Source organism: Citrobacter freundii complex sp. 2024EL-00216 (assembly GCF_043945515.1).
GTDB lineage: Bacteria > Pseudomonadota > Gammaproteobacteria > Enterobacterales > Enterobacteriaceae > Citrobacter > Citrobacter portucalensis.
In genome coordinates this window covers 104,447-124,010 of the sequence record NZ_JBIMRA010000003.1, presented here as the reverse complement: position 1 = coordinate 124,010, position 19,564 = coordinate 104,447, and the positions used below count along the sequence as shown (strand labels likewise).

At 50.0% G+C, this 19,564-nt stretch carries 16 protein-coding genes; 10 read left to right on the top strand and 6 right to left on the bottom strand.

Going from position 1 to position 19,564, the window contains the following annotated elements; translation table 11 throughout:
- Positions 1-44 precede the first annotated feature (44 nt).
- Positions 45-320, top strand: coding sequence for a hypothetical protein (locus ACHHZ7_RS04975; RefSeq protein WP_008785658.1), 276 nt, complete (start codon positions 45-47; stop codon positions 318-320).
- Positions 321-397: 77 nt separating this feature from the next.
- Here the strand turns inward: ACHHZ7_RS04975 and lapD are convergent, their stop codons facing one another.
- Genes lapD through ACHHZ7_RS04945 form a run of 6 tightly spaced genes read right to left on the bottom strand, consistent with a single transcriptional unit; the run spans position 398 to position 7,033 of the window.
- On the bottom strand, positions 398-2,332 hold the full coding sequence (gene lapD, locus ACHHZ7_RS04970; RefSeq protein WP_060683325.1) for a cyclic di-GMP receptor LapD: 1,935 nt from the start codon (positions 2,330-2,332) through the stop codon (positions 398-400).
- Between the two features lie 9 nt (positions 2,333-2,341).
- Positions 2,342-3,034 carry a cysteine protease LapG gene (gene lapG / locus ACHHZ7_RS04965; protein WP_032941747.1) on the bottom strand — a complete coding sequence of 231 codons (693 nt, stop codon included), beginning with the start codon at positions 3,032-3,034 and terminating at the stop codon, positions 2,342-2,344.
- Between the two features lie 2 nt (positions 3,035-3,036).
- Positions 3,037-3,906, bottom strand: a complete 870-nt coding sequence (locus ACHHZ7_RS04960) for a transporter substrate-binding domain-containing protein (RefSeq protein WP_223849080.1) — start codon at positions 3,904-3,906, stop codon at positions 3,037-3,039.
- A gap of 7 nt (positions 3,907-3,913) precedes the next feature.
- Positions 3,914-4,846, bottom strand: a complete 933-nt coding sequence (locus ACHHZ7_RS04955) for an amino acid ABC transporter substrate-binding protein (RefSeq protein WP_048236654.1) — start codon at positions 4,844-4,846, stop codon at positions 3,914-3,916.
- Positions 4,839-5,876, bottom strand: coding sequence for a putative bifunctional diguanylate cyclase/phosphodiesterase (locus ACHHZ7_RS04950; protein ID WP_395148769.1), 1,038 nt, complete (start codon positions 5,874-5,876; stop codon positions 4,839-4,841). The genes ACHHZ7_RS04955 and ACHHZ7_RS04950 overlap by 8 nt, the downstream gene beginning before the upstream one ends.
- Positions 5,807-7,033 (bottom strand): diguanylate cyclase domain-containing protein, encoded by a 1,227-nt coding sequence (locus ACHHZ7_RS04945; RefSeq protein ID WP_395148698.1) that lies wholly within the window; start codon positions 7,031-7,033, stop codon positions 5,807-5,809. The genes ACHHZ7_RS04950 and ACHHZ7_RS04945 overlap by 70 nt, the downstream gene beginning before the upstream one ends.
- 610 nt (positions 7,034-7,643) lie before the next feature.
- On the opposite strand from ACHHZ7_RS04945, the gene ACHHZ7_RS04940 reads away from it, so the two are divergent.
- From ACHHZ7_RS04940 to ACHHZ7_RS04900, 9 genes are read left to right on the top strand one after another with little or no spacing between them, the layout of a single operon-like run.
- Positions 7,644-9,854 carry an EAL domain-containing protein gene (locus ACHHZ7_RS04940; protein WP_008785653.1) on the top strand — a complete coding sequence of 737 codons (2,211 nt, stop codon included), beginning with the start codon at positions 7,644-7,646 and terminating at the stop codon, positions 9,852-9,854.
- Between the two features lie 45 nt (positions 9,855-9,899).
- Positions 9,900-11,990, top strand: coding sequence for a Cache 3/Cache 2 fusion domain-containing protein (locus ACHHZ7_RS04935; protein WP_032944781.1), 2,091 nt, complete (start codon positions 9,900-9,902; stop codon positions 11,988-11,990).
- The gene (locus tag ACHHZ7_RS04930) at positions 11,987-13,054 is read left to right on the top strand and encodes a chemotaxis protein CheB (protein ID WP_032944778.1); all 1,068 of its coding nucleotides are present in this window, start codon (positions 11,987-11,989) and stop codon (positions 13,052-13,054) included. Before ACHHZ7_RS04935 ends, ACHHZ7_RS04930 begins: the two co-directional genes overlap by 4 nt.
- Complete coding sequence (locus ACHHZ7_RS04925) at positions 13,051-14,463, top strand: protein-glutamate O-methyltransferase CheR (protein WP_032944776.1); 1,413 nt, start codon at positions 13,051-13,053, stop codon at positions 14,461-14,463. Before ACHHZ7_RS04930 ends, ACHHZ7_RS04925 begins: the two co-directional genes overlap by 4 nt.
- A gap of 11 nt (positions 14,464-14,474) precedes the next feature.
- Positions 14,475-16,607, top strand: coding sequence for a response regulator (locus tag ACHHZ7_RS04920; RefSeq protein WP_032944774.1), 2,133 nt, complete (start codon positions 14,475-14,477; stop codon positions 16,605-16,607).
- A gap of 22 nt (positions 16,608-16,629) precedes the next feature.
- Complete coding sequence (locus tag ACHHZ7_RS04915; RefSeq protein ID WP_008785648.1) at positions 16,630-16,989, top strand: response regulator; 360 nt, start codon at positions 16,630-16,632, stop codon at positions 16,987-16,989.
- A 17-nt stretch (positions 16,990-17,006) separates the two neighbouring features.
- Positions 17,007-18,683 (top strand): diguanylate cyclase, encoded by a 1,677-nt coding sequence (locus tag ACHHZ7_RS04910; RefSeq protein WP_032944772.1) that lies wholly within the window; start codon positions 17,007-17,009, stop codon positions 18,681-18,683.
- Between the two features lie 11 nt (positions 18,684-18,694).
- Complete coding sequence (locus ACHHZ7_RS04905; protein ID WP_032944769.1) at positions 18,695-19,219, top strand: chemotaxis protein CheW; 525 nt, start codon at positions 18,695-18,697, stop codon at positions 19,217-19,219.
- Complete coding sequence (locus ACHHZ7_RS04900) at positions 19,203-19,562, top strand: hypothetical protein (protein ID WP_003825861.1); 360 nt, start codon at positions 19,203-19,205, stop codon at positions 19,560-19,562. Before ACHHZ7_RS04905 ends, ACHHZ7_RS04900 begins: the two co-directional genes overlap by 17 nt.
- The last annotated feature ends 2 nt before the right edge of the window (positions 19,563-19,564 follow it).

The window sequence follows — 19,564 nt, the reverse complement described above, 5'->3', positions numbered from 1 at the left end:
TGTAAACAGGGCAGCAGCGTCATGTGAAATGAAAAGGCACTGATATGAACTCTGATTCATCTGCTGCAAACGTGCAGACAGAAGGCGTGGCAAAAAGTCCTGAAAATGACAACCAGCAGGCTTTAGCGATGCTGCAAAAAAGCGACCTGGAGATGGTTCGCGTGCTCGACGATTTGATTTACCTGTTGATCCGTAAAGGCGTGATTGCTATTACCGATCTTCCGCCGATGGCGCAGGTTAAATTAATGAATCGCGCGAACGCGCGCCAGGAACTTGGCGGGTTAGAACAACTGCTTGGCAACGATGATCGTATATTTTAGCTGATGCAGGCAGTTTGTAGGCCGGATAAGCGTAGCGCCATCCGGCTATACAAAGGCGTATCAAGACGCCAGTTTTATCACAATGGTGCGGGCTCACCTAATAATTGCCCCATTGCACCATCAATCCCTAATTCTTGCAGCACCATAAGCTCACCTTCCGTTTCAACTCGCTCGGCAATGAGCGGCAAATCAATACTGCGCGTGGCACTGCACAATACTTCAATAAACAAACGCTTATCATTTTCCTCATCAATTTTGCGGATATAGCTGCTGTCGATTTTCAGATAGGCAAGACCCCATTGCGACAGATGACCGATCATATCGAAACGGCTACCGAAGTGTTGCAGTCCCAGCGCGCAGCGATGCTGACCTACGGCTTTAACAAATGCCGCCATCTGATGGGGGCCTGGTAACTGATTTTCATCCAGTTCCAGAATCAGCTTGCTGGCTAATTTCGGTGAGTACCGTAACGGATTGAGCAGGTCTGCAATGGCGGTCGCGCTGGCGACAGAACTGCCAGAAATACTCAACGCTAGTTTTCCTGGCGCGGTTTTCAACTGGTTCAATGTGAGCTTCAACATGACTTTATCGAGTCGATGACTCCAGCCAAAGCGGTGGATCCACGGCAAGAACCGCCCCGCGGTAATGGCGTTACCCTGCTCATCAATAATGCGCGACAGTACCTTGTAATGCAGGATTTTGTCCGGCTGGCGGCAATCAACCACCGGCTGATAAACCAACTGAAACTGTTGATTTGTCAGCGCATGCTCCAGGCGAACAAACCACAAATGCTGATCTTCTGTAGCTGCAGGTATTTCGGTGGTAGGAACGACCTGATGGTTGGTGTGTGTTTCCGCTTCAACCAGCAGGCGATCGGCCTGGATCAGCAATGACTGGGCATTTTCTCCGGCGCTGAATGGCACCATGCTGGTATAGGCAACCGGCTGTTGGTCTGACATTCCAGTAGCGTAAAAGGCCGTGAGTTTCTGAGACAATGAATTACACAGCTCCAGCATTTCTCCGTGCGTCACGCCAGGGCAGAGTAGGGCGAATTCACCGCCGCGAATGCGAGCGAGCGTGCTGTCGAGAGGGGCATACTTTTCTCTGTGCGCGTTCAGCAGGTTGGCGATGTTGAGCAACAGCTTATCAGTATGCGGTCCGCCAAAGCGCTGATTCAGGCCACCTAAATCCTGAACGCGAACCAGCATCAGATATCCTGGTGCCGTATCGGCATCACTCAGTCGCGCCTGGAGCTGCATATCGAATGCCCGGCGGTTGGCTACCCCGGTCTGGCTGTCGAGATAAGCTTCATTGTGCAGGCGTTCGCTGTAGATAGCTTGTTCTTCAAATAACGATTTAAGCTTAGCTGCCATTAAATTCATGGCGCCTACAACGCGGCGTAATTCCGGCGTTTTGGGTAACTCGTGGAGTGTCAGAAACTCACGACGGGTAATAGCTTCGGATTGTTTTGCCATGTAATTGAGTGGGCGCAGCAGTTTGCGCAGCAGCAGAATACCGGCGATTAAGCAGGCAAGGCTACAGGACAGCATCCACAACAGATTGCCTAAGGTATTGTCCCACAGACGCTGCACGGCAAAGATAGGATCGCTGGTCACTTCCACGCGAGCTGCCTGCTGCCAGCCGCGCATAATCGTTGCTTCACCGGTTTGCGGGGTAACATCCACCAGAGCGACGAACCAACCGGGAACGTCGGGAATTGTCGCTACCGCGCTACGCTCAAGCATTATTTTGCCGTTTGCCAGATCGACGATGCGGATTTTTTTGTAGTAACCGCTATCGAAAATGGAGCTGACCATCAGCTCGATCATTGCCGGGTCGTTGACGTTGGGCGTCAGCGAAACGCCTAGCGCCGTTGCGGCATCCTGGGCATGTGAAAGGAGTTGGTTATTGGACTGATTGCGAGAACTCTCCAGCGTCACAATAAAATTGCCGCTGAACACAACCATCATAAAGAGAGAGATTGCCAGAAGTAACTGTTTAAAAAGAGACACGGGCGATTCCTATTTATCCATCGGGAAGCCTTCTTCCCGCATTTTGGTGAAAACTTGCTGCCAGCGAGAAAGCCTCTTGCTGTCCCCAACGCGTTTATTGTTTTGATTGCCGGGAAGCCAAAGGCCAGTGTTGTTAAAGGAGTAGACGGGTAATAAGTCCATGCGCTGCGTAGCAGGCGAAATGGTGCTGGTCAGGCTGTCGAGCACCAGAGGAATCGCCCCAGGGGTGGCGTACCAGGTGAGCACCATATGCGCGCGATTTAAACGCAGGGCTTTAACGTAGGTGATGCGAAGTTTGTCTTCTGACACGCCCAACTGGCGGAGGGTGAAATATTTGGCGATTGCGTAGTCTTCACAATCCGCCTCACCTTTGCGCAGCGACTCGATAGGGGTCGCCCAGTAATCGACGTTATGCCAGACATCAATATCTTCGGTATAGCGGATCTTCTCGTTAAAGAATTGGTTTACGGCGCGTAATTGCGTTTGCTCGTCAGCATTACGCAACTGGAGCAGAAGCTGTTGCCAGGCGTGGATCCGTTGCTGTGCTTCTGGTGTTGCCGGGCCATATAGCGCATCGGACTTTTGTTGAATATTGGCAAAATCCCAGGCCGCGCGTAGCGAATGGACTGACAGCAATAGCAGCAGCGCCCCGGGGATTTTCCACAGGCGTAGCAGGCGGTGGCGTAAGCAGCGGCGGATAATGTTCAATGGCTATGCTGGCAACTGCCCGGTGACGGGTTTTTCATCTTTTCGCAGGACCAAGGGGACAACCACTTTTTACGTAATTGCACGTTGGCCGGCGAGGCAAAAAAATCTGTCAGCGTACTGTCAACAAACGTCACAAACTGCGGATCGTTTTTCCTCATCATAATGGCATAGTGCATCTCATTGCCGATGCTCTCAGAAGAGACGCTGAACAGTTCAGGTTGCTCGCTATGATTAATCAGCGGCCAGGCCAGAATGTCATCGACAAAGAAAGCGGCGGATTCATTATGCGCCATTTTCTCAAATGCGCCGTTTATAGTGGTGGTGGTAATCGTTGAAATATTAAGGTGTTGCTCTCTGTTGGCTTTATTAAATTCCAGCAAATCTTTAGAGCTACCGGTCAGACTTACCGTGCGTCCTTTTAGATCGGCAATTGAATTTATATTATTTTTACGCAAAGAGATGATGCGCATTTTCGCGGTATAGTAGTTGAGCGAAAATGAAACGCTGGAGGTCCGCTCCGGTGCGTTAGTATTTACACCACAGTCCATATCTATTTTCCGTGTGTTTAATGCGGAGAAACGTTCGGCAAAATTCACGGGGATATAATGAATGGTTAAGCTGTTGAGCTTCAAATACTGGCGCAACTTATCGGCAATCATGTTACATACCGCGATGGTATAACCCGTGACTTTGCCATTGTGGTCAGTAAAAGAAAACGGTGGCAGCTGGCGATAACCCACGTTGAGCACGCTGCTGTTCTGAATATGATCGAGCGTCGCGGCGTTCTGCTGCGCCATCAGCGCGGGGGTGATACCGATGCCTGCCAGTAAAAACAGCCATTGCACTATGCGGTTCACCCTTGTCATCTCACGATTAATTATATTTTTCATAATCAAAACTGATCTTCTTTTTAGCAGACGTTAATGCTTTCAGGTTATCTGACATGGGAATGTTTAAATTAATGGCTTTCGGCGGAATCGGTGACTGAAACCATTTATTGTACAGCGCAGTAAATTCGTTGCTGGCCATCAGCGAGGAGAGAGTGTCATCAACAAATTCTTTAAATTCTTTATCGTGTAACGGGAGTAACAAGCCGGCCGGTAGCGGGGCGCTGAGCGCAATGTCGGAAAGTTTATAGTCTCCAGGATTAGGCGTTTGCGCGATCATCCCTTTGAGTAAAACCGTACTGGAGATCAGTGCAGAATACTCACCATTCTTCAGTTCATTGAAGGCGGTAATGTTGTTGGTATCGAGTTGAATATTAATATCCAGGTCATTGGCGGCATTCACTTTTTGCAGTTGCTCAACGTAAATCGTGCCGCTTTTTACCAGTACGCTATGTCCGGAAAGCTCTGCCAGATTGTCGTTGCTTTCATTTTTACGCATGACGAAGCGGGTACTTGAAAAATAAAACGGAAGCGAGAACTCGCTAATGCTGTGGCGACTTTTCGAATAAAAGGCCGGGATACACATGATGTCTGCCATGTGATTTTTAATCAGGACAAACTGCGATGCCGAGTTAGCTTTTACCCACTCAACCTTCAGGTTTTTAAGCTGAAGTTTTGTCTTGAGCGCGCTGACGATACTGTTGCAAATATCAATGGAATAGCCGGCAGGTACGTTGCCATTCTGCCAGGAGAAAGGAAACGCATCATCCTGATAACCAAGGGTAATGCTTTTCTTGCTGGCGATTTGCTCCAGCGTGTGCAACGGCAGGGCTGAGCCTGCTAAGCATGGCGTTGCTGAAACTATTAACAGGGCAAAAATCGTCAGCATGCGCTTTACCTGGCGAAAGAAGTCAGACATTGCACAGTCCTTCTTCAATGACCTCTTTGGCAAATGCGGAAAGCACTTCACGCTCGCGCAGCGGATAGCTAAAGAAATAGCCCTGAACATTCTGGCACTCAATGTCGCGCAGAATGTCACGCTGCTGCGCGGTTTCTACCCCTTCAGCGGTGACCGACATATTGTACTTATGGGCAAACTGAATCAGCATCACAATCAAATACTGACTGGCATTATCTTGCTGGAGCTTATCGACCAGCGTGCGCGCAATCTTGATGCGAGTGAAAGGATAGATCAGCAGATAATCCAGCGCCGCGTAGCCGGTGCCTAAATCATCCATCGCGATTTCAATGCCCAGTGAGCGGATCTCTTGCAGCACGGGCAAGGCAATCGACTTATCCAGCTTTTCGGATTCGGTAATTTCTATTTCAAGACGTTCGGCTGAAAGTTGACTGATGCGTAACGCATCTTTGATAACGTCAACCAGTCCTGGGCTGTGCAGTTGGTAGGCCGATATATTGACGGCTACCCTGATACGCTCCGGCCATTTGGCAGCGGCTTCACAGGACTGACGAATAATCCATTCGCCCAAACGGACAATCAGACCGGAGTTCTCGGCGATGTTGATAAAATAATCAGGGTAAATCAGACCCTTGGTGGGATGATTCCAGCGTATCAGCGATTCGTAGCCATATACGCTTTCATCTTCCAGATTGATGATTGGCTGGTAATGAAGCTCGAATTCCTTGTTATCAATACCATCGATGATTTCCTGATTAATAAACAGGCTGTGGGTATGCTTCATCACCATGCCGTCTTCGAAGAAATGGAAGCAACCCCGGCCATGATGTTTTGAGGCGTACATGGCAAGGTCGGCATTGATCATCAACGTCGAGGTATTATTGCCCTGATACGGCGCGGTGGTGATACCGATACTGCAGCTGATGGAAAAAGTATGCGTACTCCAGGTAAACGGGGTGCTCAGCGCACGAATAATCCGCTTCGCCAGCCGATTCGCTTCTTTGATGGCGTTATCGCTGACATGTTGCAGAATGGCGAATTCATCACCGCCCAGACGCGCTGCGATATCGTTAGGTCCCAGCAAGAGCTGCGCAGGCGCTGGGCAACGCTGATTAACAGCTCATCGCCCGCTTTATGACCAAAGGTGTCGTTTACTGGTTTGAAGTTGTCGAGGTCAATCAACAGCAGGTTAAATGGTTTTTCGTCCTGATGGATTTCACTGACGCGTTTATCTAACGCCTGGCCAAACGAAACGCGGTTGGGCAATCCGGTCAGTGAATCATGATGGGCCATATGCTCCATCTTTTGCGACATTTCATGCATTCGTTGCAGATAGCCGCGTTCTTTCATGGCGACGCGCAATTTTTCAATCGCCCCGGCCAGATGTCCAATCTCATCGTCCTGATCAAGATAGGGCGTTATACAGTCCGTCTCTTCATGGGCGATGCGGGTAAGGGAGTTAATCAGCAGCGGAACCGGACGGAATAAACGGCGCATAAACATCGTGACCAGTGCCAGCGTTACCAGCAAAATCAGAACAAAAATGATACTGCTTTTTTTCAGCATCGCATCGTAGGTGGCGTAGAGATCGCTTTTTTTTCCAATGCTGCTAATCAGGCTACCGAGGATCTCACCTGAAGGCGTCAAAATAGGAACGGCGCTGATAAAGCACTCTTCGCCATTAATTTGGGCGAAGCCAACATAGTAGTTACCCAGCACATCGCGCGGCAGACGACCGGGGAAAGAGATGATCCCTTCACCCTCTTCTGACTTGTTGTTGATGCCAACAAACCCTTTCTCCGGCGTATACAGAAACAACCAGGTGGGGCTATGGGTCTGTACTGAAGCCAGTGCCAGAACGTCAACCGGGTTATAACCGGTTTGCATAATAGAGTCGGTGTCACCAATCTGTCTGTCGGAGACAATGCGGGATATCTGCCCTGCGTCGCTGGTTTCGACCGAAACGGTGGTATACACGTTGCGGATGATGTAGGTCATAATCTGTGCATTCGCTTCAGCCCGCTGTACCCACTGCTGATAAGAAAAGTTATCTATCAGGCTCCAGTTGGTAAACGCGCCAGCACTAAACGCAATAACGATACCCGCCAGCAAGAATTGCGTTATTTTGCCAGTGATTGAATGTTGCCACCCTTTTATTGCTTTAAGGGAAAACAGAGACTTTGCCACGGATTATGTTAATTCCTGAAAAGATTATTCGATACTAAAATTAATTTCTGTTATTACTTGATGGAATATTATTGTTGCAAATAAGTAGATGAAAGATGTGAAACTTAATGACGTAACAAATAACTAACATTGAACCATGGTGAGTAATGACAAAAATAACGGTATGCGAATATAGATAACGCTGCCCTTTTCGTCAATAGGCAAAAGTGTACATAAAAATACATTTTCTGAATGCCCCTTTCAGGATATTAATGTTGACATTCATGGTGCTTGAGAAGATTTTTTATACGCACTGGTTGGAGGTGTTGGGAAACTGACAAAGGATTTTTTGTTTTTTACTAAACATCAATGAATTAGCAGTTTTTTTGACAGGCATTTTAGTGATTTCATCCCCACCGGATGTCCATTTTTGTCTATAAATGGGTATTTATTTCCTGATTTGATATGAATAACATGCTCTCTTCATTATAGAACCTTATTTTATTTTCTCAGTGCGCGGTCAATGTTGACAATTTTGCTATGGTTCATCGGCTGACCCAAAAGGATTTGTTTGTGACATTCGAGTCTGGATTAAAGTCCTATTGGTATAGTGCATAGCGGATAAATTGATTTGGACGCAATAATAAATTCAAACACGATAAAAAACATTCGGGAATGGTGCCTGCCACTTGTCTTACCTGGCCTTTTTTACCCGCTGGCACAATATCTTAACGGTTATAGCATTCTCAATAATACTATTTTAACAGTTTACGATCTCAAGCTAGCCGTATTTTCTGCCGCATTGGTCTTGTTCGGTTTTCGGGTGTTGCCGGGGTTTCTTCTGTTCCTGACGGTCATGTTTGTGGTCGGTCCGCAAAATGAACGGGTAGATGCGTTGTGCCTGATCATCGCGTCGACCTTAAGTTATGCCGCGTACCGCAAATTCACCGGCAGACGCAGCTGCGTTAGCTTTGGTCGCATCAAAATTAGCTTTAATCGTCTGCTCTGGCTTTGTGGCTACAACGTCCTGCTGTATCTGGTGTTCAGCAAACTCTTTGCAATGTTTGTCGCCCACGGACAACGCCCCGATGTGGATAACATTCCGGCGTTGAGTCTGGGCATGCTGGTACGTATTCAGGGGATCATCAACGGTTGCTTGACGGGGATCCCTTTATTTTACAAGATTTACCGCATCATTCGTCGACCGTCTTTCCTGCTGACCTTTCTGCGGGCCATTGCTGAACAGTGTAAAGGCAATATCGGCGTCTACGGCGTTATATCATGGTGCATCTTGCTGTTTTTTCTGATGTTCTTCTTAACATCACCGGATAATTTGGATGTTTTTTTCTCTATCTATAGCCTGATCCTGTTATTTCCGTTGATGTTGTGGGGAGCAATCAAGATTGGCCACTTGTTCACAATGCTGGTGTGGACGATCGTATTAATCATCTTAGGCAAACATAACGACAGCTATATCGCCAGCGATGTTAACTTCATGCTGCATCAGGCGCTGGTTTCGACGTTGATCTTTGTCTTTTCACTCACCATTGTGATCATGGGGGTACTGGCAAAATTTACCCGTCAGCGCTTTAACCAGGCGCTGCTGCTGGGGCTGACTGACCCGATGACAGGCATGGCAAATTTACGGGCGCTGAAGACGGAGCTATTTACCACTGAACGCGCGACTGTATGTCTGATACAGATCCCCGAGCTGGAGCTTTTTTCGCGTCGTTATGGTTTTCATTTCCGCGCCCGCTACCAGAAGATCCTTGCTGAGCATTTGCGCAGACATCTGGTGAAAAGCGAGAAAGTCTATTACCACGCGGGTTATGATCTGCTCATTCGGCTGGAAAATGGCACCTGGGAGCGGCTATGCGATCTGTATCAGGCCGCCAACAGTTTTCGTCTCTTTTACAACAACCATCGGTTGGGTTTTCGCAGTGGTTTGGGCTATTGCCTGATTAACGATCTAAGTGATGACATTTATCAGCTGGTGGGGAAACTGGGCATGGTGGCGGGTTTATCACTCACCAACGGCAGGCCGGAAAACCTTGAGGCGCAGCATAGCCGGATCCTTGGCAACCACATTGTTGATAAAACGGAAATTCGCACTGCGCTGCAAAATGCGCTGGATAACAATGCGTTTGTCCTGATGGCACAGCCAATAGTTAGTACCCACGGTGAAGCGCCGTATCATGAAATATTGATCCGTATGCTTAACGAACGGGGAGAATTTATTCCACCGAACAGTTTCCTGCCGGTTGCTCATGATGCGGGGCTGGCACCGGATATCGATCTCTGGGTTATCGAAAATACCCTCAAATTTATGCGTAACCACCCGCAGCATTGTTTTTCTATTAACCTGGCACCGGTGACGGTGTGTCGTTCAAATATTGTCATGAAGATCACCCAACTCCTGCACGACTACGCGGTGGAGCCACAGCGGATTATTTTTGAAATAACGGAAGCAGATACGTTATCAGACAAAGAACAAACCGTGGAAACGCTACGTTTAATACGTCAGCTGGGATGTCGGGTGGCAATTGATGACTTTGGCACCGGGTTTGCGAGTCATGCGCGCTTGATGAATATCGAAGCAGATATCCTGAAAATAGATGGCTCGTTTATTCGACGGATCACCGAAAGTGAAATTAGTTACTACATCGTTGAGTCATTCTGCCGCGTTGCTGAAATGAAAAAAATGCAGGTGGTCGCTGAATTTGTCGAGAACGCCACTATTCAGGCCTGTCTGGAAAAAATGAATGTGGGCTGGTTACAGGGATATCACATTGGCAAACCTACGCCGCTGTTCACGCTCGAATCACAGGGCGCTAGCTCCTGATGACCAAAAAAAGAGTAATTTCTTCTCAGGTAGAGAATAAAAATCATGAGTGACATTATTAAAGTAAAAAATCGAACGGCGAATACCACCAGTGAGGGACCGCGCGCTCGACTATTGTCCTGGCTGCACAACATCCATCCCGGTGTGGCGATGAAGCTCGGTATGATTTTGGTTGTTTGTATCGCAACGTTGCTGATTGGCGCCTCTTTTATATTATCGTCGTATCTTTCCAGAGAATTGCAGGTCAATGCGCTGGAGATGATTAAAACCAACACGCGGATATTCCACAACAGTATTTCTAACGAGTTTCAGCGTGTGACTCGTGATGCGGAACATTACAGCAATGTTTATATTAATAATTATCAAAACGTTGCCAATAAACCGCTGCGTTATATGGACTCTACTGAATTAAAAGCGGTGCTGAGCAACCCGAACACCAACGCGCACTTCACCGAATTAACCAGCGTATTTGCCAGTACGTTTATTCTGCAAGGCGAGCAATTTGTACGTGTCAGCAGTACGTTACTGGCGAGTTCAGGCAATACAGCAACAGCAACAGCGCTAGGGCATGATAATCCTGCGTTGCCGCTGCTTTTGAAAAATAAACCCTTTTCCGGTGTGGTCACACTGTTCGGTAAACAGTTTATTAGTCACTACGAACCGATTGCCGACAAATATGGTCAGGTCGTGGGGGCCGTCGCGGTGGGTTTCGACGTCAAACAGAGTTTGCAACCGATCATTCAGCGTTTGTTGAATGTGCATATTGGTAAAGATGGCTACGCCTATGTGCTGGATGCCGGATTTGAACCTGGTCGTATGTTGGTCCACCCCTCGTTGAGCAACCAGCAGGCAATTAATATTACCGATGCCAATGGTTTTAAGCTGTTTGCCGACATGCTCGAACACAAGAATGGCATCACTTACTACAACTGGGTGAGCGGTTATGGCGCATTGCCGAAGACCAAAGTTGCCGTTTATGAATACGTTGAAGGGATAAACTGGATAATCGCCACCACCAACTATGTTGATGATGTCGCCAAGAGCAGCAATCTGGTGCGTAACGGTCTGCTGCTGTTTACCGCGCTGCTGCTGCCCATCATTTTACTGCTGATTGCTGTGGCCAGCCGTTTCCTGATTTCCCGGCGCTTAAACCGTGTCCTGGGGATTGCACAAACCATTGCCGAAGGCGACTTAACGGTGGATGTTCAGGTCGATCACCACGATGAGATCGGCGAACTGCTGAGTGCGGTGGAGATGATGCGTCAGCGTCTGCACTCGTTGGTAGGCGGTATGGTTTCTCATGCAAATTCGGTACATCAGGCATCTTTGCATATTACCGAAGCGGTCGATGGGCAGGCATCAACCAGCGTGGAAACCTCATCTTCAGTGGCTGAAATTACCTCCACCATGGAAGAGCTGTCTGCCTCATCGACACAGATAGCCGAACACTCACGGGCGGTTGTGGATATTGCCAACCAGACGCTCGAGGATTGCAATAAAGGCTCCGAGTCGATGTCGCAATTGCTGATGCGTATGACGGATATTGATACCGACAATCAGCAAAATATGCGTGAAATCATGATGCTTGGTAATAAGTCGACGGAAATCAGTCGCGTGATGGTGATCATTAACAGCGTCGCGGATCAGACGAAACTTATCGCCTTTAACGCAGCGCTCGAAGCTGCCAGCGCCGGGGAAGCCGGTAAGCGTTTCTCGGTTGTGGCGGCTGAAATCCGCCGTCTGGCGGATTCGGTGACGGAATCGACGGTTGAAATTGAAAATAAGATCAGCGAGATCCAAAACGCGATTAATCGTCTGGTGCTGAACGCGGAAAAAGGCGGCGAGAGCATTAAAGCGGGCGCAATAGCCTGTAAAGTCAGCGCCGAACATCTGAACGATATCGTTGTTACGGCCGAGCAAACCTCGACGGCGGCGCTGCAAATATCGCTTTCAACACAGCAACAGAAAACGGCGAGTAATCAGGTGGTCATGGCGCTACGTGAGATCGTTGTTGCCAGTAACTATACCTCGCAATCTATCAAAGACATTCTGGTTGTCAGTCAGGATATGACACAACTGTCGAAAGCGCTGAAAGAGGCTTCGTCCTCATTCACACTGACGGAAACAGATGCATGAATAGCAGCAACATTCGGGTGCTGATCCTCGACCTGGGCAGCGCATCGCGTAATGAGCTGGTCAGGCAACTGGAGGATCACCCGCACATTAAGGTGGTGGGGCAAGCAGCCCATCGCAGGCAGGCGATCCGACTGTTGCAACAGCTGATGCCTGACCTGCTGATTCTGACGCTGGATATCTCGAGCGCCGATAACGTCGAAATCGTGGAAACGATCATGGCAACCAGCGCAATCCCGATCCTTGTCATGAGATTTTGTCCAGAGAATCAATGGGATGATGACTACATTTCCCGTGGTGCGTTGGCGGTGTTGCACCATAGCAGTGATTCACCACTCTCAACGGATGCTTTGCATCGTAAAGTAGAATTATTGGTCGGTGTGAAAGTCATTCGACATATCAAGGGATTACGCTATCCAGGCGAACCGGTAATCCCCACTGCACGACCGATGATAGACGTTGTAAAAACGCCACAGGACTGGCCTTTTGTGCTGGCGATTGCCTGCTCGACGGGCGGGCCGCAGGCGCTCAGTAAACTGTTACAGAAGCTGCCCGGTACGTTCCCGTGCCCGGTACTTATTGCCCAACATATTGCCGATGGCTTCGCGAAAAATATGGTGCATTGGCTGGATAGCGTGACCGATCTGAAGGTGCGACTGGCGCAGGAGGACGATCGGGTGGAAGCGGGGTATGTGTATATATTGCCGCCGGAGCAGCACCTGATCGTCAAAAGCAACCAGCGTTTAGCGGCGATCCCACGACAGGAAAGCGACGTTTACCATCCCAGTTGCAACCTGTTGCTGGAGTCAGTGGCTGAGGTGTTTCGCGAAAAAGCCGTCGGACTGATTATGACCGGCATGGGCAGCGATGGCTGCCGCGGCATTGAGCTTATTGTCCGCCGTGGCGGAACAACGCTGGCGCAGGACGAAGAAAGTTCGGTGGTATTCGGTATGAATAAGAACGCGATCGACAAGCAACTGATACACCGCACGATCCCTCTGGATGGTCTTGCTGCAGTACTGCTTTCGATGGCTTGCCACGGGCATGTTGAGAGTAAATTGCCATGATCCCTAATCTTCCTGACTATGCGCGCCTGATCAAAGAACGGGTCGGTTTGCACTTCGATAACGCCATGGAAGCATTGCTGAAAACGGCGCTGGGTCGGCGAATGGCCGAGCGAAAAATCAATGATTACTATGAATACTATGAACAACTGCGTAGCTCGCAGAATGAGTTTGATAGTTTCATCACGCTGATTACGATTAACGAAACCTATTTTTTCCGTGAAAGCGATACGCTGGATTTAATCTGCGATAAATGGATCCCGCGTCTGTTGCAACAGCGCAGCGGCCCGGTGCGAATTCTGAGTGCCGGATGCTCTTCCGGAGAGGAAGCCTACTCGTTGGCGATCAAGCTGCATGAGAAATACCTCGGCGGAATGGCCCAGCGCATTGAAATTTACGGCTGTGATATTGACCCGGCAATCCTGGCAAAAGCCCGCAACGCCTGCTATTCAAGCTACTCGTTTCGTGGCGTCGACCCGAGTATTCAGCAACGCTATTTTACCCGCTCGGGAAACCTCTACCGACTGCATGATGAGATCCGTGAGAAGGTCTCCTTCCATCGCACCAACATTATAAAAGAACAGTTACTGCCGGAAGTGGACATCATTTTGCTGCGCAATGTGTCCATCTATTTTGATACGCCAACGCGTCGCGAGCTGCACGGTAATTTGCTGAAGATGTTGCAACCACAGGGAGCCTTATTTTTTGGCAATGCGGAAACGCTGGCTAACAATTTCGACATTCTGAAGCTGGAGCAGGAAGAGGGGATTTTCTATTTTTGCCATCATCGTGAAGCGGCAAGGGTTGTGCCTGTCCCCAGAGTTGCGGTGCGCATTCCGCAGTCGAGAGCGGTGGTTGAACAGGTTCCTCTGGTGCCCACGGCGCAGCAGAGTAATGACTGGCTGAAGAAAGCACGCGCCAGCCTCGATGAAAAATGTTTTTCTGAAGCTGAAAAGTGTATCGCCTGTGTATTACGTGACGATCCCCGTAATCAGGATGCGCTTTTGATCCAGGGCGTTATTGCCCTCGAACAGCGTGAGTTTTCTCAAACAGCCGGAAACGCACAGCAGATCCTCGCCCAGGATGAGTGGTCGGCAGAGGCCAAAATGCTGCTCGGACTGGCGATGATGTGGCAACACCAGACCCAGCAGGCCATCGCCTGGTTCAAACAGGTGGTTTATCAGGAACCCGGCTACTGGCCTGCGCACTATTATCTGGCTGAAATGTACCGGCAAAGCGAGTTATACCAGCCTGCTCAACGGACTTATCGTGTGGTGATGCAGTTACTGAACGACGAGATAAACAATCCTTCCTCGGTTTGTCGTCTGCGTTTGCCAATGGTATTTCCAGGCAATACGTTTCGTTTCTTGTGTGAACATCAACTGGCGCAATTCGCCCACCAAAGTGGCTAATAAGAGCGATTATGGCTATCGATCTGAAAAAATTCGTTCTGCGCTTTATTGATGAAGGGAGAGGTCATTTGCAGACGATCAGCGAAGGGGCGTTTCTCCTCTCCGCTGATGAACATACCGACGCCTGGATAGGTGAGATGTTTCGCGCTGCGCATACCCTGAAAGGGGGCGCGCGGATGCTGAAGCTGCAAAGTATTGCCGATGTCACGCATCATCTTGAAGATGTATTGAGTGAACTGCGTGATAACAAACTGACGCCGGACAGGGCGCTGGGCAATCTGATTCATGAGTCTGTGGAGTATCTTTCTGGTCAGCTTACCCAGCTTTCTGTCAGCGAAGGGGATAATCAGTTGCCACCGGCGGATGCCGGGCTGTGCGAACGCCTTGCCCGCGCCAGTCGGGGAGAGGATATCACGCTGGCTGTCGAAACTGCCGGGGCAACAGAAAAACCGGTAGTCCCTGCGCCCGCGACGCCAGCCAGCATGGATGCCGGTATTAAGCAGGCGGATTTCGTTCGGGTAAAGCTGAACAAGCTCGATGGACTGATCGACATTCTGGGGGAGGTGCTCGCCGGACATGATCGCCTGGAACAGCAGATACAAAACCTGAGTCAACTGGTACCACGGTTACCGGGATTAAGCGCTGAACAGCTTCGCCAGCAGATCCATGACTTTAGCGCCCAGCTAAAAGAAAGCGTTCAGCTCCAGCATTTGCAGATGTTTGAACTATACGATGTGGCGGCGCGGATCCGTATGCTGCCACTTTCAACATTGTTTGAACCCATTTCGCTGCAGGTCAGCGAACTGGCTTCCACACTGAACAAGCAGGTGGTGTGCCGCTTTGTTGGCGGAGAAGTGGAAATCGACCGCCAGCTCATTGATCGGCTTTCGGAGTCGCTGACGCATCTACTGCGTAATGCCGTCGATCACGGGATTGGTGAGATCGACGAACGTCTGGCGCTCGGTAAATCCACTCGCGGCACGATTACCATCACTACTCAGCAGGACGGCAGCGGGATACTACTGCGTATCGAAGATGATGGCCGTGGTCTGAACTATGAGGCCATCAGCGCGAAGGCGGTCAGTAAAGGTCTTGTTCCCGCTTCAATGGTCGGGCAGCTCTCCGAGCAAGAATGTAATGAGCTGATTTTTCATCCCGGCTTTTCGACCAGCAAGATAGTCTCCGAGCTTTCTGGTCGCGGTGTTGGTCTTGATGTGGTGCGCAAAACGGTGGTGACCGACCTGCAAGGCGATTTGCAGGTTTATAGCCGTCCGGGAGTCGGAACCAGCTTTAACCTGCGGTTGCCTGTTTCGTTAACCATGATGCGGATTTTGCAATTTGAAGAGCAGGGGCACCTTTTTGGACTGGCTGCGCAGTATGTGGTTGAGGTGGTGGAATGCACGCCACAGGGGATCAGCGATATCGCCGGACGTCCTGCAATTATCTTGCATAACGAGTTTATCCCGGTGGTTTGCGTAGGTAGCTTACTGGGCATTCATGAACGCCAGAGCAGCTTTTCAACGCCCGGACAGCGATTAATCGTGGTGCAGAACCAGTACAGCAAAATGGCGCTGCAAGTGGATAAGCTCCTCGATGAACGCAAGATGATGATCAAACCGTTACCGAAGCATATGCAACAGCAGTCGCTGGTCTCCGGGATGGTACAAACACCGGATAACCAACTGGTCAGCATCCTGCACGTTCCCGCGCTGATGGCGATGGCGCAACAATCACGGCAAACCAGTACACCAGCGCCCGCCACGAGCGTAACGCATGATGCCTGGCATGTGTTGGTGGTCGATGACTCACTGAATACCCGTGAGATAGAAAAGAACGTGCTGGAAGCGCACGGCTATCAGGTGACTCTGGCAGAAGACGGGCTGTCGGGGCTGCAAAAAGCGAAACTGACCCAGTTTGATGCCGTACTGACGGATGTCGAAATGCCGTTTATGGATGGTTTCACCTTCACCAAATCGTTGCGTGGGGAGAAAAACTACCAGCATACGCCAATCATCATCGTGACGTCCCGCGCGAAGGAAGAGGACCGGCGACGGGGGATTCAGGTGGGGGCGGATGCCTACATCGCCAAGGGCGATTTCGAGCAGGACAGTTTGATAAAAACATTAAAAATGCTTTTGTGCTGATGGCGCAAAATCGAGAGAGAAAATGCGAATTTTATTAGTTGATGATGATCTTTTTGCGGCTGAACTGGCATCCATATTTTTGCAAATGGACGGCTACGATGTGGTGATTGTGGAAAGCGCGATTTCCGCCCTGGCGTGCCTGGACTCGGATAACAACATCGACCTGGTGATTAGCGATCTGCATATGCCAGAGATCAGTGGTTTGGATTTGCTGGCGCTGTTACGCGCTCAGGATTGGGCTAAGCCTTTTATTTTACTGAGTGCCAATGAAGTAACGGGCAGCGACGCTCTGTACGACCGTTGGGTGAAAAAAGATGAAAACCTCGCGGAAAATCTGGGGGCTGCTGTCAATGCGCTACTGCAACCATCTGCGATTAACTGAATAAGCCTACGTGTTTGATGAAACAAGAAAATAAGCATATAGCGATGGCGGCAGCGCAGGAAAAAATAGCGCGTTTGCGGCAGGGGTTTCTACGCCGAATTCCCGACATGCTGGCACAAGCGGAAAGATTACTCGTTCAACTGGTCGCAGAGCCTAGCGAAGCCTGTCGCAAACAGCTACATATCCTGCTGCACAGTATTCACGGTTCGGCAGGGTCCTTTGGCTTTAGCCCGCTGGCGAATGCCTCAGCAGAAGGTGAGCGTTTACTAACAGAACCGGAAACAGAGCAAAGCACATTGCATTACGATGAGCTGCGGCGAATCATCAGGTGGTTGTACACCCTGACACAGGAGCAGCTCAATCTTGAACATCGTATCAGCGATACGGAGTTCACATTACCGATCACCGCGCAGCGCCCGGAAGAGGGATATGTTCGGCGGGCCAGTAAGCCTATCTACCTGTGTGATGATGATATTGACCAGGTCGAGCTTCTCGCGACCCAACTGCGCTGTTTTGGTTTTACCTGCCATGCGTTCGCGAACACGCAGGATTTCACTCAGGCCGTATTGTCGCAACCGCCTGCCGTGGTGATTATGGATGTTAGCTTTCCGGACAACGCCTACGGTGGACCGCTGGCAATGTCGGATTTGAAACAAAAAGTGGGCAAACCTTTCCCTGTGCTGTTCCTCTCGTGTCATAGCGATTTCAATGCCCGCGTCAACGCCATCAAATCTGGCTGCGATGGCTACTACGTAAAACCTGCGTCTATAACCGATTTAGTCCAGGAACTTCATCGCCTGACTCAACCGTCGCTGAAAAAGCCTTACCAGGTATTGTTGATCGATGACGAACCGGCGGTGGCTGAATACAACGCGGAGATGCTGCGCTTGGCGGGCATGGAAGTGCATGTGCTGGAAAAACCTCACTATCTACTGCATGTACTCAATGCGCAGCCGATCGATTTGGTGTTGATGGATTATCACATGCCGGAGTTCAGCGGTGAGGAACTGACAAAACTGATTCGCCAAATACCGCAGCATATTGGCCTGCCTATCGCCTATCTCTCCAGCGAGACCAACAAGCATGCGCAGTTGGGAGCAATGAGCATCGGCGCGGAGGATTTTATCCTCAAACAGAGCGACCCTGAGGAGCTGATCCGCGCCGTATCGATTCGCGCGGAAAGAATGCGCGTCCTGCGTGCCCGCATGTCGCAGGACAGTCTGAGCGGGTTATATAACCACTCAACGACCACCCATTTTCTCAAAAGCGCGATTGCCGAGTCGAACTACAGCGGCAACCCGTTTTGTATGGTGATGGTGGACCTGGATCGCTTTAAAAGTATTAACGATACCTACGGTCATGCGGTCGGTGACCAGGTAATTGTCGGTATTTCGCAGTTGTTCTCCCATCGCTTACGCAGCACCGATATCGTTGGCCGTTATGGTGGTGAAGAGTTTGTCATCATTATGCCCAACACCAGCAGTGACAAGGCCGCGCGCGTGGTCGAACGATTGCGTAGGGATTACGAGCAGGTCACATTTTCCGTTAACGACGCCAGTTTTCACAGTACCTTCAGCGCGGGTATTGCCCAGTGGCAGTTTGGCGATCGGATTGAAACGCTACGCGAACGCGCCGATCAGGCGCTGTATGCCGCGAAACAAAATGGCCGTAACACTTTCTGCATTGCCGAGTAAAAGGAGTCAATATGAGCCAACAGCTGGAGCAGATTCTTGCGCTGAACCATGGTGAAAAGCCGGAGTGTGAAAACGTTGATGAACCCCAGCGTACGCTGGTGTTATTTCAACTGGCGGGTAAAAATTTTGCCTTCTATGGGGCGCAAATTAAAGAGATCCTTGCAGAGCGCCCGATCTCCTGGGTTCCCTGTTGCGCGCCAATGCTTGAAGGGGTCATCAACTATCGTGGACGGGTGGAATCGGTAATGAGACTGGACAGCCTGATCGATAAACCTACCGTCAATTCGGCAGGTAAGCGCACTATTTTGATTGGATGCGCCGAGAAAATGCAAAGTGGGATCCTGATAGATAAACTGATTGATGTGTTGGAAGTCGCCGAAAGCCAGATTCATTTGCCAGGAGATTCGTTGCCCCCGGCGTTACAAAGCATCGCTGTGGGGGTGGTTAACGTGATGGAAACCTGGTACACGCTGCTCGATCTGAATCTGGTCTTTGAGCGTTATCAGGAGACCAGCGGTTATGACGGCTCCCACTAATCTGGCGGCGGTACGTATTACTTTGGGAGCGCTAACGTTGTATATACCGGCAAACCAGGTTGGTGTGTGTTCGTTAGTGACTCAGGTTGTGCCTGAAATCCCCCGATTTAGCCAATGGCTGGGGATTGCTGATGAGCCGCAGGAGGGATGGCATTTGCATTTACGCGTCCCGGACAGTGGCGTTGAAACTGGCTGGTACCTGTGGGGACAACTTGAGAATGTGATGCTCTCCGGCGACATTATTTTTGCCGTACCTCCGCTTCTGGCGCGTAACTGTCATCTGCCTGCGCTTCGTGCCCTGGTGGGACGTGAGGCGTTTAGCCCGCTATTAAGCTGGCGCTGACA

Coding starts and splice junctions, on each gene's coding strand:
- ACHHZ7_RS04920 (WP_032944774.1), top strand. CDS start 14,475: ATGGCTATCGATCTGAAAAAATTCGTTCTGCGCTTTATTGATGAAGGG.
- ACHHZ7_RS04935 (WP_032944781.1), top strand. CDS start 9,900: ATGAGTGACATTATTAAAGTAAAAAATCGAACGGCGAATACCACCAGT.
- ACHHZ7_RS04905 (WP_032944769.1), top strand. CDS start 18,695: ATGAGCCAACAGCTGGAGCAGATTCTTGCGCTGAACCATGGTGAAAAG.
- ACHHZ7_RS04975 (WP_008785658.1), top strand. CDS start 45: ATGAACTCTGATTCATCTGCTGCAAACGTGCAGACAGAAGGCGTGGCA.
- ACHHZ7_RS04960 (WP_223849080.1), bottom strand. CDS start 3,906: ATGACAAGGGTGAACCGCATAGTGCAATGGCTGTTTTTACTGGCAGGC.
- ACHHZ7_RS04915 (WP_008785648.1), top strand. CDS start 16,630: ATGCGAATTTTATTAGTTGATGATGATCTTTTTGCGGCTGAACTGGCA.
- ACHHZ7_RS04925 (WP_032944776.1), top strand. CDS start 13,051: ATGATCCCTAATCTTCCTGACTATGCGCGCCTGATCAAAGAACGGGTC.
- ACHHZ7_RS04910 (WP_032944772.1), top strand. CDS start 17,007: ATGAAACAAGAAAATAAGCATATAGCGATGGCGGCAGCGCAGGAAAAA.
- ACHHZ7_RS04900 (WP_003825861.1), top strand. CDS start 19,203: ATGACGGCTCCCACTAATCTGGCGGCGGTACGTATTACTTTGGGAGCG.
- ACHHZ7_RS04955 (WP_048236654.1), bottom strand. CDS start 4,846: ATGTCTGACTTCTTTCGCCAGGTAAAGCGCATGCTGACGATTTTTGCC.
- ACHHZ7_RS04930 (WP_032944778.1), top strand. CDS start 11,987: ATGAATAGCAGCAACATTCGGGTGCTGATCCTCGACCTGGGCAGCGCA.